Origin of the sequence: Streptomyces sp. NPDC002574, from assembly GCF_042889545.1 — a bacterium.
Lineage (GTDB): Bacteria > Actinomycetota > Actinomycetes > Streptomycetales > Streptomycetaceae > Actinacidiphila.
In genome coordinates this window covers 580,732-595,469 of the sequence record NZ_JBIARB010000002.1, presented here as the reverse complement: position 1 = coordinate 595,469, position 14,738 = coordinate 580,732, and the positions used below count along the sequence as shown (strand labels likewise).

Sequence of the window (14,738 nt, the reverse complement as noted above, 5' to 3'; positions counted from 1 at the left end):
GGCAGAGCGAGCTTTTCCAGGGACCGGCAGTCCCTGGCCGGCCAGGGGCTCGCGAGCGACACTGGGTGCCATGGACGCCGGACAGCTCTCCCACTTCCTGAGGGTGCGACGCGAGGCGCTCACACCGGGTGAGGTGGGGGTCGCGTCCTCGACGCGGCGGCGTACGCCCGGACTGCGCCGGGAGGAGGTGGCCTTGCGTGCCGGGATCTCCACCGACTACTACACGCGCCTCGAGCAAGCCCGCGCCCCGCAGCCGTCGTCGTCGGTGCTGCGCGGTCTGACACGCGCGCTGCGGCTGACCCTGGACGAGCGGGACCACCTCTTCCGGCTCACCGGGTACACCGCGCCTGACCGGCTCTCCGCTGACGACCACGTCTCCCCGGTGCTCCTCGGGCTTCTGGACCGCCTGCACGACATGCCGGCGCAGGTGATGACCGACCTCGGGGAGACCCTGGCGCAGAACACGCTCGCCACAGCGGTCTTCGGTGATCACACCCGATTCGACGGGCAGGAACGCAGCGGCGTGTTCCGATGGTTCACCTCTCCCGATGCCCGGGCGGCCTACCCGCCCGAGGACAGGGCGGAGGAGTCACGGATGCTGGTGGCGGACTTGCGCGCCGCGACGGTCCGGCGAGGCGATGCGCGGGCACAGGCGCTGGTGGACCGGCTGCTGCAGGACAGCACGGAATTCGCCGCCTTGTGGTCCACGCACGAAGTCGCCGTCCTGCGCAGCCGCCGCAAACGCATCCGACACCCCGAAACAGGTCTCCTCGAACTCGACTGCCAAGCCCTGCTGGAGGAGGACCGGTCACAGATCCTGGCACTCTTCGTGCCCGTACCCGGCACGGAAACGGCCGACCGCCTCGCACTCCTCGGCCTCCTCCAAGCCGGTCAGGATCATTGACGCGACGTAGGCCAGGCGGGTCACGTCACGCCTGGCAGCCCCTGGCGGATCGGGCGGTTCAACGTCGTGATGATCCCGTCCGACTGCATGGTTCGGTTCCTCCGCCTCAGCGCAGTTGTTCGGCCAGACCGACGATGATGCCCTCCGGACCGCGGACGTAGCAGAGGAGATAGCTGTCCTCGAACCGGGCGATCTCGCCTACGAGTTCGGCGCCGTGAGGGCGCAGGCGGGCAACGGTGTCCTCGATGTCGTCGACGGCGAACATGACGCGGTGCGTACCCAGAATGTTGTGCGGCCGATTGCGCGGCCCGGCACTGATCACCTCGGGGCTGCGGTACTTCGCCAGCTCGAGCCGGCTGTGACCGTCCGGGGTCCGGACCATCGCGATGTCACAGCGAACGCCCTCGAGTCCGGTGCACTGGTCGGCGACGAGTCCCGCGATCTGCGCCCTGCCCTCGAGCTCCATACCGAGTTCCACGAAAAACGCGATCGCGGCATCCAAGTCCTCGACGACGATGCCGACGTTGTCCATCCGCTGAATCGCCATGCTGGTTCTCCTTCTTCCTCCTGCAGGCGGCGGTCGCCGCTGATGTCCCTGGGACGGAGCCGGCGGCACGTTCTCGACATCCTCCAAACAGAGTGACAGATGCGGCGCCCGTGACGGATGACTGCGGAGGCGTGCCCGCCAAGGGCGAGCGTGGCCGTGATTCATATCCGGATGTGTAAGTCCCCCAGCCATGTCCGGCTCGGGGTCTTTGCACTGCTGGGTGCGGACACCGCTGGGGCGCGCCTGCTGATTGCCGTCAGCGCGGGGCGGGCGCTGAGTCGCCGGAATGGCTGTCCCGAGCGGTCTCGGCACAGCGGTCTCGGCACACGAGTCCGAAGCACGGACTCCGGAGTTGAGCCGGCCGATGGACATGCCCTTGAGAGTCAGCGCTCGGGCTTGGGGGGACGCTGCATCAGCGCGGCTCCGGCCTGGTCGAGGGTGACCTTCTCGTTGAGCAGCGCTGAGACCACTTCCGTGATCGGCATTTCGACATCGTGGGCGTGGGCCAGGGCAAGGACGGCTTCGGCGGACTTGACGCCCTCGGTGGTCTGCCGGGTGGCGGCTGCGGCCTGCTGGACGCTCAGGCCGCGGCCGAGGTGAGTACCGAAGGTGCGGTTGCGGGCGAGCGGGGAGACGCAGCTGGCGACCAGGTCGCCCATGCCGGCCAGCCCGGCGAGGGTGGCCGGGTGAGCGCCCATGGCCATGGCCAGGCGGGTGGTCTCGGCCAGTCCGCGGGTGATGAGCATGGCCACCGCGTTGTCGCCCAGGCCCATGCCGTCGGCGATCCCGGCGGCGAGGGCGATGACGTTCTTCACCGCGCCGCCCAGTTCGCAGCCGGTCACGTCGGTGCTGGTGTACGGGCGGAAGTAGGCGGTGTGACAGGCCCGTTGGATGCGGCGGGCGGCGTCCTCGTCGGGGCAGGCGACGGTGGCGGCGGCGGGCCGGCCGGACATGATCTCGCGGGCCAGGTTCGGACCGGACAGCACCGCGATGCGGTCCGCGCTCACGCCGGTCACCTCGGCGATGATCTGGCTCGCGCGCAGCCCGCTGGTCTGCTCGATGCCCTTCATGAGCGACACGATCACCGTGCCGGGGCCGATGTGCGGCGCCCACGCGGTGAGGCCGGACCGCAGGGTCTGCGCGGGGATGGACAGCACCAGGATGTCCGCTCCCGTGAGTGTGGTCGTCGGATCCGTCGTGGCCGTCAAGGAAAGGGGGAGCTCGATGTCCGGGAAGTAGCCGGGGTTGCGATGCGTCGTGTTGATCGCGTCGGCGATCTCGCCTCGACGGGCATGCACAATGACGTCGGTGCCGGCATCGGCCATGATCTTGGCCACGGCCGTGCCCCAGGACCCGGCCGAGAACACCGCTGCACGGGAACTGTGCCGATTCACAGCTCGGTCCTCTCCCTGGTCACGGGCGCTTCGCCAGGACGGCGGGCGGGTCCCGACATCGTATCGGCGGCTGATCGTGCTTCCGGTGCGGGCGCGCGATCCTGTCGCGACGTCAGAAGGCCATGTCGTAGGGACCAGGGCGCACGCACCAGAGCCGGCTTCGGATGACTCAGGCCAGGAACCGTGCCACACCCGGACGGACACGGCCCTCCGGCAGTTCGGCGCGGTGCCGGTCAGGATGCGGGGACGGTCATACGGGCACGACGTAGGGGAAGCGGTCGGTCCGCAGGTGCTGGGCGACGGACGGCTTGAGACCGGCCGGGACAGCCGTGTTCGTCACGAGGGAGAGCATCGCCTCGGGCGCGTTGTCGGCCAGGGTGCGGCCGTTCCGGGTGGCGAATCCGTACGTGGCGGGAGTTCCGACGACGTAGGGCAGCACGTCGGGGAACAGTTGTCCGGCCACGGTGCGGCCGTAGCCCTCCGGGTCGGCGCAAGTCCCGGTGGCCGCGACGACAGCCGCGACCTGGCCGGCGACGAATTCGCCGGCGGCGGCGCGGTCCTGCGAGGGGTGCCGGGTGTTGGCGGGGTTGCTGAAGTCGGTGTCGCCGGGCCAGAAGATCGGCCACATCATCGGGTGCCCGCCACGGTTGATCTGTCGCCATCCGCCGGCGTCGGTGGCCAGCTTCGTCGCGCACCAGACACCCGTGCGGGCCCCGGGCCGCAGCTGCGCGTGCGCGTGCGGCACCTCGATCACGATCGATTCCACGGTGGTGCCGGCGAAGCTGTTCTGTGCTTCCTGCGGGCGCCAGTCCGAGAGGTCCACCGCCGTCCCCTTCGCCACTGCCCCGTTGACGACGGCCAGCAGGGACAGGTCGATGTAGAAGGAGTCGGAGATGCGCCCGGCCCAGATGCGGGTTCCATCGGCGGCGGCTGTCTCCCCGGTGCGGCCTTCCAGCACCAGGGCGCCGTCCGCGGAGTCCTCGCGCGCCTCGTCGCCGGTCAGGACGTGCAGCCGCAGATCCTGCCTGCCGTCCGGTCCCGGCTCGTCGAAGGAGATCCGATAGGTCAGGGTCTCGAAGTCGGCGCCGTCGAAGTGAACCTTGAATTCATAGCGTGCCTCGGGGTGGAATCCGGGCTGGGCGTAGACGCCGGTGATGTCGGAGTTGACGTCCATGACGAACACCGTGCTGCTCTCACCGGGAAAGACGTACAGGTCGTCGATGAACAGCTGGCCGTTCTGGGCCGCCAGCGGAGTGTCGAGATGGTGCGACATGGTCGGTCCTTTGTTCTCTCGGTTTTTCTTCGAAGAAGGGGTGCCGGGTGAATCCGCATTCCCTTCCCTGTTCGGCACGCCGTGGTCTCGGGCGTTTTTCCGGACTGCTTCATCCTCGCCGGGCGGCCGTCGGCCCGGTACCGCCCCATCGGGAATGCCCTCATAAACTGGGGTTATGAGCAAGGCGCCTCCCGACCTCGGCAGTCTCCTGTTGCTGACACTGGTGGCCGAGCTCGGCAGCCTGGGGCGGGCCGCCGAGCGGATGGGCATCAGCCAGCCCGCGGCGAGCAAGCGGTTGACCCTGCTCGAACGGCGTCTGGGGCTGGCGCTGGTGAACCGCGACACCCGCGGCTCCGCGCTGACCGTCGAGGGCAAGGCGGTGTGCCAGTGGGCGGGGCGGGTGCTGGCCGAAGTGGACTCGCTGATGGTGGGCGTCGCGGCTCTGCGCGGCGACCACGCCCTCGACCTGCGTCTCGCGGCCAGCATGACGCTGGCCGAACACTTCGTACCGCGGTGGATCGGAACATTGCAGCGGGGAGCGCCCGATGTCTACGTCAGCCTCAAGGTGACCAATTCCGAACAGGTCACCGCGCTCGCCGCGAGCGGTCGGATCAGCCTGGGGTTCGTCGAGGCGCCGACGGTGCCGTCGACGCTCAGCTCACGCCAGGTGGGCACCGACCGGCTCGTCGTCGTGGTCGCGCCGCAGCATGTCTGGGCACGACGGCGAGAGCCGGTGGATCTTGCCGAGTTGGCCCGCACCCGCCTGATCGTCCGCGAGCCGGGTTCAGGGACACGGGAGACGATCGAGCGTGTGCTCGCCGGCGCGGGAGCCGAGCCGGCCAGACCTCTGATGGTGCTGGACGCCAACGTGGCGGTACGAAGGGCCGTCGCCGAAGGCGCCGGACCGGCGGTGCTCAGCGCGGTCAGTGTCCGGGACGATCTCGCCGAGGGGCGCATCGTGGAAGTCCCGGTGACGGGAGCCGATCTGCGCCGTCGGCTGCGCGCCGTATGGCCGAAGGACCGGCCCTTGACGGGCGCGGTCGAGGAACTGCTCCGGATCGCGGCGCGTACCCGCCGCGGGGAGCGCTGAGGCCTGACCGGGCCAGTGCGCACCTGACAGGCCGCAGACCGCACCTCGGGCATCCGTTGCCACTGCCACTTCCACCGGCTCAAACCCAGCGATGAGTGACACGTGCCATCGGCACCGCCGGCTGCCACGCTCGCCGACGTCGCCGGTTCCGTGGCGTACGGGGACCGGGACGCGTGTCCGACCGGCGTTCGGGCAGGTCCGCCGCCCCACCTGCCCCCCGGTTGCCGTGCAGGACCCACCGCCCGGCAGTACGGCTTGCGGCTGCTCCCCGGCGGTCAGTCGCCCGGCTGCAGCACGGCGATCGGGATGACGCGGCCGGACTTCTCCTGGTACTGGCCGAAGAAGGGTGCGCGGGCGAGCACCACCCCGGTCCACAGACCGTCGCGCGTGACCCCTTCGGCGACCCAGGCGTTCATCACGTGGTGCTCGCCGCCCAGTTGCACGCGCGCCTGCCGAGCCGCCTTGAGGTTGGAAATCCATTGCGGATCCTTCTTGGCGCCCCCGGCGGACGCGGTGATCACGTATGCGCCGTCGTGGTGGAAGTACCCCACCAGCACGCTGCGAGGTCTGCCGGTCCTGCGGCCGGGGACGGTCAGCAGGAGGAGCGGGACGCCCTTCGCGCTCCCCGCGACACGGCCGTTCGTGGTGCGGTAGAGCCACACAGCCACGGCGTTGGCCGCCCGCGCCAGCGTCCTGACCGCCGGGTGCATGCCGCGAGGCGGTACGCCGCGCACGCGGCGGATGTAGCGGGCGTACTGTCCGCGGCCCACCAGGTGCCACATCGCACGGGCGGGCAGGGGGAGCTTGCCGAAGAACAGCTCGCGGTCGGACTCCGTGGCGACCTCCAGCAACTGGCCGACGGCGATGGGCATCGCGCTGCGGGGGAACTTCTCGAACGCCTTCTGCCCCACCTCCTCCCATTCCGGGACGGTGAGGTGGGTGCGTACGAGGGGGAGGATGTCGCTCTCCTCGTCGTCGAGGTGCTCGCTGAGGGCATCGCGGAGCCCGGTCAGGGTCATGGCCAGTTCGCATCCCAGCGCGACGGTCGGATCGCCGCGCCATGTGTGCATCAGTCGCCGTACGGCCTCGATGGACGCTTCGACGGTCTCGTGCTGGCGCCGCATCCGCTGCACGACGTCGGTCTGAGGCTGCGCGCGCTGCAGCAACCGGGGCCACAGGTATTGGTCCTCGGCGCTGTGATGGTGGTACAGGACGTCGAGGGTGAACTCCAGGTGCTCGGCGATGTCGGCGGCACGCTGCGGGTCACCGGCCGGTGCGCGCCGGATCAGATCGGCGAGCAGTCCGAATTCCCGGGGGAAGATCCGGTGGATGACCACCATGTCGTGGGTGTCGGGTGCGGTGTCGGTCATGACGTCCTCGTTCGTTGGTGCTGATGGGAATGAGACATGGCGTGACGCCTGCTCGGCCGTCGCCGGTGAGGCGGCCGCGAACTCACGTATGGCTGGGGCCTCGTCGGCCGCGAACATCGCCGTCAGGAGGCGTACGGCGGGGCCCTTGGCAGTCGGCTCGTCGGTGCCGCTCGTGACTCGTGGCCGGGCGGGCCGGTACTGCCTCGTTCATAGGGTGAGCAGGTCGACGTCCACGTCGTCGGTCTCGAAGTCGATGTACGTGGCGTCGCTGCCCGGTGCCAGGTCCAGCTTCTGGAAGGCGGGGAACAGCACCTCGGCCGCGAAGCGGTCGGCCTGGCTCTTGGACTGCCAGACGTCGATGACGTGCAGGGCTGCGTCGGCCTCCCCTGCGATGCTGACGAGCTTGCCTTCGGGCCGTCCGATCACGGCCTGGACGGCGTGGTGGTCGGCGAGTGTGCGTCCGGGTGTGCGGCTGACGTGGATGTACGGCATGACTCCTCCTCTTGCGGTCTGTCGAAGAGGATTCTTCGGGCCGCCGCAGGGTGCGGGCGTCCGCCGGATGACTTATCGCACTACGTATTGGCGGAGCCCGCACCCGCCGCGGGACCCGCGTGCCGCCCGGGCGCAGGACGGTGGACCCAGGCGGCGATCTGCGTACGGGTGGAGAAGCCGAGCTTGGTCAGGATGTGCTGGACATGGGTCTGCGCGGTGCGCTCGGAGATGAACAGGGTGCCGGCGATCCCGCGGTTCGTCATGCCTTGGGCGACCAGTTCGGCGACCTCGGTCTCCCGGGGCGACAGCGGGTTGGCCTGCGGGCTTCGGTCGATCGTGCCCAGCAGGTCCCTGGCGCGTTGGGCCCATGCGGGCATGCCGATGCGGACCGCGGCCGACTCGGCGCTGTCGAGGAGCAGGCGCGCTCGGTCGGCGTCGCCGGTGGCCGCCCGGCGGGTCAGGGCGGCGGCGAGCTCGTACTCCGCTTCGACGGCGAATCCGGCCGCGCCGGCGCCGTGGCAGTGGGCGAGCGCGGTGTCGAGGTGCGTGACGGCGTCGTCGAGCCGGCCGAGGAAGGCGGCGGCGCGCCCGAGGTGCAATTCCACGGGACCCAGGTAGCTGGCCGTGCCGGCGCCTGCCACGACGAAGCGCCCTTGTTCGGCGCGCAGCAGGTCGTGGAAGTATTCGACATCGCGGACCTGGCCGAGAGTGACGGCGAGCAGAGATCCGTAGGCCCAGGCCAGCACCCGGAAGTACGGCGGTGGTTGCCAGGTGTGGACGGGCCCGGCGCCGCGGTAGGCGTCGAGGGCCGCGTCCGGTTTGCCGCTGAGGGTGAGCATGAACGCGGCCCCGACGTGACCGAAGATGGCATCGCGCACTTCACCCCGGTCGACCGGCAGGCCGCTCGGCAGGTCCGCCGGCAGGCCGGCTGCCACGCGGTCATGGCCGGCATGGTGGGCGAGCGCGCACAGCAAGGACATGTACGCGCCGAACGCGGTCGGATGGTTCGTGGCCCGGATGGTGTCGAACGCCGCCCGGCCGAGGCCGAGCGCTTCGTCGAAGCGGCCGTGGGCAGCGGCGAGGGCGGCGCGCACGGTGAGCGGATGCCAGCGGGCGATCGGGCCGCCCACGTGCTCGACGCACCAGCCGAGGCGCGGGAGTTCGGCGGCGATGGCCGCCAAGTCCCCGCGCTCCCAGTGGGTGTCGATCTGCCACAGGCGCCCCAGCATCTCCTCCCGGGGGCGGCGCAGGGTGAGTCCGATCTCGGTCATGCGACGGGCGAGAACCCTGCGCTCGTCGATGTGTTCCGGTCCGGCGAGGCAGAGTTGGCGGGACTTCAGGGCGGCGATGGTCGCGGCGGGATCGACGGTCTCGTCGGCCAGCGTGAGCGCCTGGCCGCTGGCCGACTCCGCGGCGGCGATCTCGTTGGTGTACACCGCGGCCTCGGCCGACCTGCCGAGCAGGCGCGCTCTCAGGGATACCTCGGCCGGGTCGACTCCGGCGAGCGCCTCCTCGCACAACTGGCGAAGGCTGAGGTCCCAGGACATCGACCCGATCGGTTCGACGCCGAGCGCGGCTTCGGCCATGAGGTCCGGGCGGCCGATGCGGCGGGCGATGGTGACGGCTTCGGCGATGGCCGCTCGGCACGGCTCGATGTCCGTTGCCCGCCAGTGGGCGTGGGCGAGGTCGATCAGCAGGCGGCACCGGAGCTGCTGCTCGATCGACGGCCCGCCGGCGTCCAGGGCGAGCCGGTACAGGCGCGCGCTCTCCTCGTAGGCGAGGGACCGCAGAGCCGCGTCCCCCGCCCGGCGTCCCCATGTCACGGCCGGGGATGGGTCGTCGAGCGAGGCGGCGGCCCAGTGGCGGGCGATGTCCGCCGAGCGGTCGTCGATCTGCTCGGCGTAGATCCGTTCGATCGTCTCGGCTGCCGCCCGGTGGAGTCGGGCCCGCTCCTCGCCCGGTGTGCGGGCTTCGATGGCTTCGCACAGCAGAGCGTGGGTGAAACGCCATTCGCCGAGGGTGTCGGCGGCGGCGATCAGCCCGGCGCGCTCTGCCTCCTCCAGCAGCGGCAGGCAGCTCATCGCCGGTCTCTCGACCATCGCCGCCGTGACCGCCACCGAGAACTGCTCACCGAGCACCGCGGCCGCGGTGAGGACCCGGCGCGCCGGGCCGGACAGACCGGCCGTGCGCTGTTCGATCACGTCCACGAGCGATGCCGGCAGTCGCCAGTCCGAGGATCCCCCTTCCGTCGCCCACGTCCCGGCCAGCTCGCGGGCGAAGAACGGATTGCCGGCGGTCAGCCGGTACACCTGGCCGGCCGCGTCGCCGGGCGCGGCCTGGCCGGTGACCGCCTCGACCAGGAGCGCCGTGTCCTGGGGCCCCAGTCCGGCCAGCGGCAGTCGGACCGTCGCGGGCTCCCGGCCCAGGTCCGGCAGTACGCTCCGCCATGCCACCGCGTCCGGGGCCCCCACGGTCCGGTACGTGACGAGGACGAGGACCCGTGCGCCGCGCAGCTCACGCGCCAGGTACCGCAGGAGCAGCAGCGACGGCTCGTCCGCCCACTGTGCGTCCTCGACCACGAGCAGCAGGCCGGAACGCTCAGCGAGTGCGAAGACCTGGCGGACGATGGCGTCGAACAGCGCGAACCGGTCCGCGTCCCGGTTGGCCTCGATCATGTCCAGTACGTTCTTCGATCCGGTCCCGGGCAGGGCGGGGTCGGAGCGCAACAGCTGGCGCCACAGCCAGAACGGGGGCGTACCGATACCTTCGTGCGCCCGCGCCCAGCGTGTCGCGGCACCTGCCGCGGTCGCCATGGCGGCCGTTTCCATGGCCAGCCGCGTCTTGCCGATTCCCGGCTCGCCCCCGCAGAGCACCAGCCTCGGCTCACCGTCGAGTGCGGCGTCGAGCCAGCCGGACAACGCCGCACGCTCCCGCCGACGGCCCACGAGACCCCCGTCGCCCACACCCGCCCCTCTCCGAGGTCGCCGCGACCGATGCGACGACCGCCTCCCGGCGGAACCGGAGTTCGAGGCAGGTCGCCTCGCGCCACTCTAGGGTGTTCCGGGCCAGGCACGCCCTCTGCACCGCCCCCAGCGCGCGACGGTGGGGCGCGCCCGTGCGTGCCTGATCAGGCCTGCGAGCCTGCAACCGGGAAGGGGGATCGGTCCACACGGCCGGCCATGGGCGAGGATCCACCGCCGCGGGCGCTCGTCGCTGTCACCCGCGGTTGCCACGCCCCAAGATAGGCTGCACCGCTCCACCCCGCCTGGAGGTCGTCCGAAGTGTTTCCCCTACGGGTACGTGCCGGTGCTCCGTTGGCTCTGGTGATCCTCACCGTGTCCGGCTGCTCTTCCCACTGGGGCTGCACCGACACGACGACGAAGCGCGGTGAGGCCGGGGTCAGGGTGCGGGTGGAAGACATATCCGGGCGGCCTCTGGGCGTCACCGCCGAGGTCGTCGACTGGCGTCTTGAGCCTCACCCACAGGTGCCCTCCGAAGGTGATCGGGTCCACTTCCACTACCGCTTCGACGGCGCCGACGAGGTTTCCGGCCCTGCAGTGGACGCCTGCGCCGTCGACAAGGAGCGTGTGGCGTTGGGGTGTCAGACGGTCTATTCGTCGCAGGCGTTCGGGCCCGGCGGCGACCTCACGGGTGACGACTGGCTCGCCGTCGAACACCCTGAGCAGGTCGCCGCGGTCCTCTTGATCCCCAACGACCAGTCCTACGTCGGACGAACCTGCGCGCAGGACATCAAGGACGGTGGCGGGCCGCATCCTCCGGAGCCGGCCAGCGTGGGAGACCAACTGTAGGCCGCCATTGAGTTGTTACAGCCAGGCGGGACCACCCGCCGCGCCAACTCCCCCAGGCCTTCCGGCGCCGACCGTTCGGCAACGGCAGCACTCCCTTGCCGTCCTCGGCTCGGGAACCGCCTTCATCGGTGGCAGGCGATCCGGGCCTGGCCACGGCTCGTCCGGCAGCGCCAGCGGGGTGATCTTGCCAGTCGGGCATGGTGCCTCGGCGGTTTCGGTGCATGGGTCGTCGCGGTGATGGTGGCATCGATCACGGTTCAGCGGCGGACCGGCCAGAATCTGAGAACCGTTCACGACCCCAGCCCCCTTCGGGAGCCTGGGGTCCCAGGGCTCCCGCGCAGGTGACTGTATCCGGCGTCAGCGAGCGAACTTCTCGATGGCGGCCGGTGTGACCGGGGTGAAGAAGTTGACGAGGTTGCCGTCGGGGTCGCGGAAGAGCAGCGACCGGTTGCCCCAGGGCATCGTCGTGGGCTCGTTCACGAAGTCGGCGACGAAGCCGGTCAGGTTCCCGTGCACGCGGTCCACGTCGTCGACGAGGAACTCGATGATCACGCTGTGGTTGTCCGCCGGGCGGGCGGAACCCGGAGCGAACAGCGGGACGGTGCGGGTGCTGGCGATCGCGAGGGTGGCATGGGGGGTCGTGAGTTCGGCGAAGTCCTCTGTGGCCCGGGTCGCCGGCACTCCTGTCGCCTTCTCGTAGAACTCGGCGAGGCGCGCGACGTCGCTGGTGATGATGCGGATCGAGACGAAGTCCATGGTGTTCTCCCGGGTTGATGAAACCGCTGCGCCTCGCAGGCTAGGACACATAGTGGACAGAATCGGTCCGGTATTCGCGTTACGCTCGGGACATGTCTCGACCCACCGGGCGCGTGCTGACTCTGCTGGAGCTATTGCAGTCGGGCGGTATCCGGACCGTGGCGGAACTCGCCGACCGGCTCGGCGTCGACGGGCGGACCGTGAGGCGGTATGTGGACCAGTTGATCGACCTCGACGTGCCGGTCGAGGCGGTGCGAGGCCGTTACGGCGGGTACCGCCTCGCCCCGGGATACCGCTTGCCTCCCCTCATGCTCAGCGACGACGAGGCGCTCGCTGTCCTCCTCGGCCTGGTCGCCGGGCGCCGGGCGGGGCTGATGACGACGGCGGACACGGCGAGCGAGACGGCGGCGGCCAAGATCCGCAGGGTGCTGCCCGATCGCTTGGCCCGCAAGCTCGACACGGTCCTGGACTCCCTCGCATTCACAGCACCGCCCGGCCGGGTCGCAACACCGGACGCCGAGGTCCTGCTCACCATCGCCGATGCGGTACGCCACCGACGACCGGTCTCGATCAGATACACCGACCGCGACGGCCGGCGCAGCGAACGTCCTCTGCACGCGTACGGGATCGTGGCGCATTCGGGCCGATGGTACGTCACGGGCACAGATCCCGAGGTCGGCGAGGACCGGACCTTCCGGCTCGATCGCATCGCGGCCGCGAGAACGCTGCCCGGCTCATTCGAGGCGCCCGCCGTACTCGATCCGGCACAGCGCGTGCTGTCCGGGTTCGCCACGGCTGAGTACCGGTATGAGGTGAGCTTGCGGATCCATGGGACGGTCGATCAGATCCGCGCCCGGCTGCCCGCCGGCGTCGCGAGCCTGGAGGAGCCCGTGCCCGCGGCAGGCGCGGATCCGTCGACCGAGCGTTGGCTGCGAGTCGAGCTACGGGTGGAAGAGCTCGACTGGTTGCCGCCGCTACTCGCCTCGCTTGACCGGCCGTTCGTCATCGAACGCCCTGATGAGCTGCGCGACCTCGTCATCGCGCTCGCCGACCGTCTCGCGTCCTTCGCCCGTCAAGCCTGACAGCAGGCAACCAACGTCATGAGGCGCCGCACCTGGGGCGCAGGCATGCCAGCGGGCGTCCGTCTCCGGCCGGGTCAGGCGGTCACGCGGGACGCCGCTCTCGCAAGCACCGCGTCAGCGATGGCACGTGCTGTCAGTCCGGCCTCGGCCAGTACTTCCGCGCGAGTGCCCTGCCCGGGGAAGCCGTCGGCCACTCCGAGCACGTGGACGTCGGCGGCGATCCCCGCGTCGCTCAACTCCTGGAGGAGGGTGGTTCCGACGCCGCCGGTGCGCAGCCCGTCCTCGACGGTCACGACCTGCCGGTGCAGGGCGGCCAGCCGCAGCAGCTCCCGTGGCAGGGGCTTGACCCACCGGGGGTCCACCACGGTGGTCTCCAGGCCTTGGCGGGAACAGAGTTCCGCGGCCTCCAGCGCCGTACGCGCCATCGTTCCCACGGCGACCACGAGGACGCCGGCGCTCGACTCCCGCAGCACGTCGACTCCGTCCGAGCGCCGTACCGCCGGCACGGCCGTGCCCACCGAGCCACGGGGGAAGCGGATCGCCGTCGGGGCGTCCGGGATCTCCAGCGCCTCGCCCAACTCCTCGCGCAGCGACGGGAGGTCGCGGGGTGCCGCCATCCGGAGGCCGGGTACGGCCTGGAGCAGCGCCAAGTCCCACATACCGTTGTGGCTCGGGCCGTCGTCGCCGGTCACGCCGGCCCTGTCGATCGCGATCGTGACGCCGAGCCCGTGCAGCGCGAGGTCCATCAGCACCTGGTCCATGGCCCGGTTGAGGAACGTCCCGTACAGCGCGACCACGGGATGCAGGCCGCTCATGGCCAGTCCTGCGGCCGATCCCACGGCATGCTGCTCGGCGATGCCGACGTCGAAGAAGCGTGCGGGGTATTCCGTCGCGAAGCCGGTGAGACCGACCGATCCGGGCATGGCGGCCGTGATCGCCACCACGTCCTCGCGCTCAGCGGCGATCGCGACCATCTCCTGCCCGAACGCGGCGGACCACGTGAGCCCGCTCGGGCGCAGCCGGCTGCCCGTGACCGGGTCGATGGTGCCGATCCCGTGGAAGTGGTCCGTCTGGTCCTCCTCGGCCGGCCGGTAGCCCTGTCCCTTGCGGGTGACGCAGTGGACGATCACCGGGCCCGGGCAGGTCTTGGCGCGTTCGAGCGCCTCCTCCAGAGCGGAGATGTCGTGGCCGTCCACCGGGCCGAGATATTTCAACCCCAGGTCCCCGAACAGCGCCTGGGGCGCCAGCGCGTCCTTGATCCCCTTCTTGGCGGCGTGCAGCGCGCGGTAGACGGTGTGCCCTGCGGGCCCGGCGCTGTCGAGGGTGTGCTTCCCCCAGTCCAGCACTCGTTCGTAGCCCGCGTGCGTGCGCAGCGCCGACAGGTGCCGTGCCAGTCCGCCGACGGTCGGCGCGTACGACCGTCCGTTGTCGTTGACGACGATCACGACCGGGCGTTCGGGCGCTGCCGCGATGTTGTTGAGCGCTTCCCAGGCGGCTCCGCCGGTCAGGGCGCCGTCGCCCACGACGGCCACGATGTGGTGGTCCGGATCGCCCTTCAGGTGGCGGGCCTTGGCCATGCCGTCGGCGTACGACAGTGCCATGGAGGCGTGCGAGTGCTCGATGTGGTCGTGTGCGGACTCGGCGCGGCTGGGGTAGCCCGACAGCCCGCCTCTGCGGCGGAGGCCGGAGAACTCCGCGGCCCTGCCTGTGACCAGCTTGTGGACGTACGCCTGGTGGCCGACATCCCAGAGGAGGATGTCCCGGGGTGAGTCGAACGTACGGTGCAGGGCCAGGGTCAGCTCGACCACGCCCAGGTTCGGTCCGAGGTGGCCGCCGGTCTCGGACACGTTCTGTACGAGGAAGCCGCGGATCTCCTCGGCGAGGGCCTCGAGTTGCCTGGGGCTCAGGCCACGCAGGTCCGCGGGGTCATTGATGCGTTCAAGCAGGGGCATTCGGTTGTTCTCCTTGCCGAGTTCGGGATCTGTCGGGCCGGCCGCCAGTGCCGGGAGGGGGAGGTCGGG

12 protein-coding genes are annotated in these 14,738 nt (G+C 70.7%); 4 read left to right on the top strand and 8 right to left on the bottom strand.

Annotated features, from left to right (window positions below; genetic code table 11):
- Positions 1 to 70 precede the first annotated feature (70 nt).
- The gene (locus ACFYXS_RS06535) at positions 71 to 904 is read left to right on the top strand and encodes a helix-turn-helix transcriptional regulator (protein ID WP_389244555.1); all 834 of its coding nucleotides are present in this window, start codon (positions 71 to 73) and stop codon (positions 902 to 904) included.
- A gap of 106 nt (positions 905 to 1,010) precedes the next feature.
- On the opposite strand, the gene ACFYXS_RS06530 is transcribed toward ACFYXS_RS06535, so the two are convergent.
- From ACFYXS_RS06530 to ACFYXS_RS06520, 3 genes are all read right to left on the bottom strand, one after another.
- A complete protein-coding gene (locus ACFYXS_RS06530) occupies positions 1,011 to 1,451 on the bottom strand; it encodes a VOC family protein (protein WP_389244553.1) in 441 nt (146 codons plus the stop codon).
- Positions 1,452 to 1,834: 383 nt separating this feature from the next.
- Positions 1,835 to 2,845, bottom strand: a complete 1,011-nt coding sequence (locus ACFYXS_RS06525) for an NAD(P)H-dependent glycerol-3-phosphate dehydrogenase (protein WP_389244551.1) — start codon at positions 2,843 to 2,845, stop codon at positions 1,835 to 1,837.
- Positions 2,846 to 3,095: 250 nt separating this feature from the next.
- Positions 3,096 to 4,118 carry a DUF4331 family protein gene (locus tag ACFYXS_RS06520; RefSeq protein WP_389244549.1) on the bottom strand — a complete coding sequence of 341 codons (1,023 nt, stop codon included), beginning with the start codon at positions 4,116 to 4,118 and terminating at the stop codon, positions 3,096 to 3,098.
- Positions 4,119 to 4,293: 175 nt separating this feature from the next.
- Between ACFYXS_RS06520 and ACFYXS_RS06515 the strand changes: the two genes are divergently transcribed.
- Entirely contained in the window at positions 4,294 to 5,208 is a 915-nt protein-coding gene (locus ACFYXS_RS06515) for a LysR family transcriptional regulator (RefSeq protein ID WP_389244547.1), read from the top strand.
- A gap of 275 nt (positions 5,209 to 5,483) precedes the next feature.
- On the opposite strand, the gene ACFYXS_RS06510 is transcribed toward ACFYXS_RS06515, so the two are convergent.
- The 3 genes from ACFYXS_RS06510 to ACFYXS_RS06500 form a co-directional block, all read right to left on the bottom strand.
- Positions 5,484 to 6,578: a nitroreductase/quinone reductase family protein gene (locus ACFYXS_RS06510; protein WP_389244544.1), complete on the bottom strand. Its 1,095-nt coding sequence runs from the start codon at positions 6,576 to 6,578 to the stop codon at positions 5,484 to 5,486.
- A gap of 207 nt (positions 6,579 to 6,785) precedes the next feature.
- Entirely contained in the window at positions 6,786 to 7,070 is a 285-nt protein-coding gene (locus ACFYXS_RS06505; protein WP_389244542.1) for a hypothetical protein, read from the bottom strand.
- Between the two features lie 80 nt (positions 7,071 to 7,150).
- Positions 7,151 to 10,015: an AAA family ATPase gene (locus ACFYXS_RS06500; protein ID WP_389244717.1), complete on the bottom strand. Its 2,865-nt coding sequence runs from the start codon at positions 10,013 to 10,015 to the stop codon at positions 7,151 to 7,153.
- A 378-nt stretch (positions 10,016 to 10,393) separates the two neighbouring features.
- Here ACFYXS_RS06500 and ACFYXS_RS06495 point away from each other — a divergent pair, with 378 nt between their 5' ends.
- The gene (locus ACFYXS_RS06495) at positions 10,394 to 10,879 is read left to right on the top strand and encodes a hypothetical protein (RefSeq protein ID WP_389244540.1); all 486 of its coding nucleotides are present in this window, start codon (positions 10,394 to 10,396) and stop codon (positions 10,877 to 10,879) included.
- 357 nt (positions 10,880 to 11,236) lie between these two features.
- On the opposite strand, the gene ACFYXS_RS06490 is transcribed toward ACFYXS_RS06495, so the two are convergent.
- A complete protein-coding gene (locus tag ACFYXS_RS06490; RefSeq protein WP_389244538.1) occupies positions 11,237 to 11,635 on the bottom strand; it encodes a VOC family protein in 399 nt (132 codons plus the stop codon).
- 92 nt (positions 11,636 to 11,727) lie between these two features.
- Here ACFYXS_RS06490 and ACFYXS_RS06485 point away from each other — a divergent pair, with 92 nt between their 5' ends.
- Positions 11,728 to 12,717: a helix-turn-helix transcriptional regulator gene (locus ACFYXS_RS06485; RefSeq protein WP_389244535.1), complete on the top strand. Its 990-nt coding sequence runs from the start codon at positions 11,728 to 11,730 to the stop codon at positions 12,715 to 12,717.
- 74 nt (positions 12,718 to 12,791) lie between these two features.
- On the opposite strand, the gene dxs is transcribed toward ACFYXS_RS06485, so the two are convergent.
- Positions 12,792 to 14,669: a 1-deoxy-D-xylulose-5-phosphate synthase gene (dxs, locus tag ACFYXS_RS06480; RefSeq protein ID WP_389244533.1), complete on the bottom strand. Its 1,878-nt coding sequence runs from the start codon at positions 14,667 to 14,669 to the stop codon at positions 12,792 to 12,794.
- Between the last annotated feature and the right edge of the window lie 69 nt (positions 14,670 to 14,738).

What these genes read in the sequence shown, in the direction of transcription:
- ACFYXS_RS06485 (WP_389244535.1), top strand. Translation starts at nt 11,728, where the DNA reads ATGTCTCGACCCACCGGGCGCGTGCTGACTCTGCTGGAGCTATTGCAG.
- ACFYXS_RS06515 (WP_389244547.1), top strand. Translation starts at nt 4,294, where the DNA reads ATGAGCAAGGCGCCTCCCGACCTCGGCAGTCTCCTGTTGCTGACACTG.
- ACFYXS_RS06520 (WP_389244549.1), bottom strand. Translation starts at nt 4,118, where the DNA reads ATGTCGCACCATCTCGACACTCCGCTGGCGGCCCAGAACGGCCAGCTG.
- ACFYXS_RS06535 (WP_389244555.1), top strand. Translation starts at nt 71, where the DNA reads ATGGACGCCGGACAGCTCTCCCACTTCCTGAGGGTGCGACGCGAGGCG.
- ACFYXS_RS06505 (WP_389244542.1), bottom strand. Translation starts at nt 7,070, where the DNA reads ATGCCGTACATCCACGTCAGCCGCACACCCGGACGCACACTCGCCGAC.
- ACFYXS_RS06530 (WP_389244553.1), bottom strand. Translation starts at nt 1,451, where the DNA reads ATGGCGATTCAGCGGATGGACAACGTCGGCATCGTCGTCGAGGACTTG.
- dxs (WP_389244533.1), bottom strand. Translation starts at nt 14,669, where the DNA reads ATGCCCCTGCTTGAACGCATCAATGACCCCGCGGACCTGCGTGGCCTG.
- ACFYXS_RS06510 (WP_389244544.1), bottom strand. Translation starts at nt 6,578, where the DNA reads ATGACCGACACCGCACCCGACACCCACGACATGGTGGTCATCCACCGG.
- ACFYXS_RS06490 (WP_389244538.1), bottom strand. Translation starts at nt 11,635, where the DNA reads ATGGACTTCGTCTCGATCCGCATCATCACCAGCGACGTCGCGCGCCTC.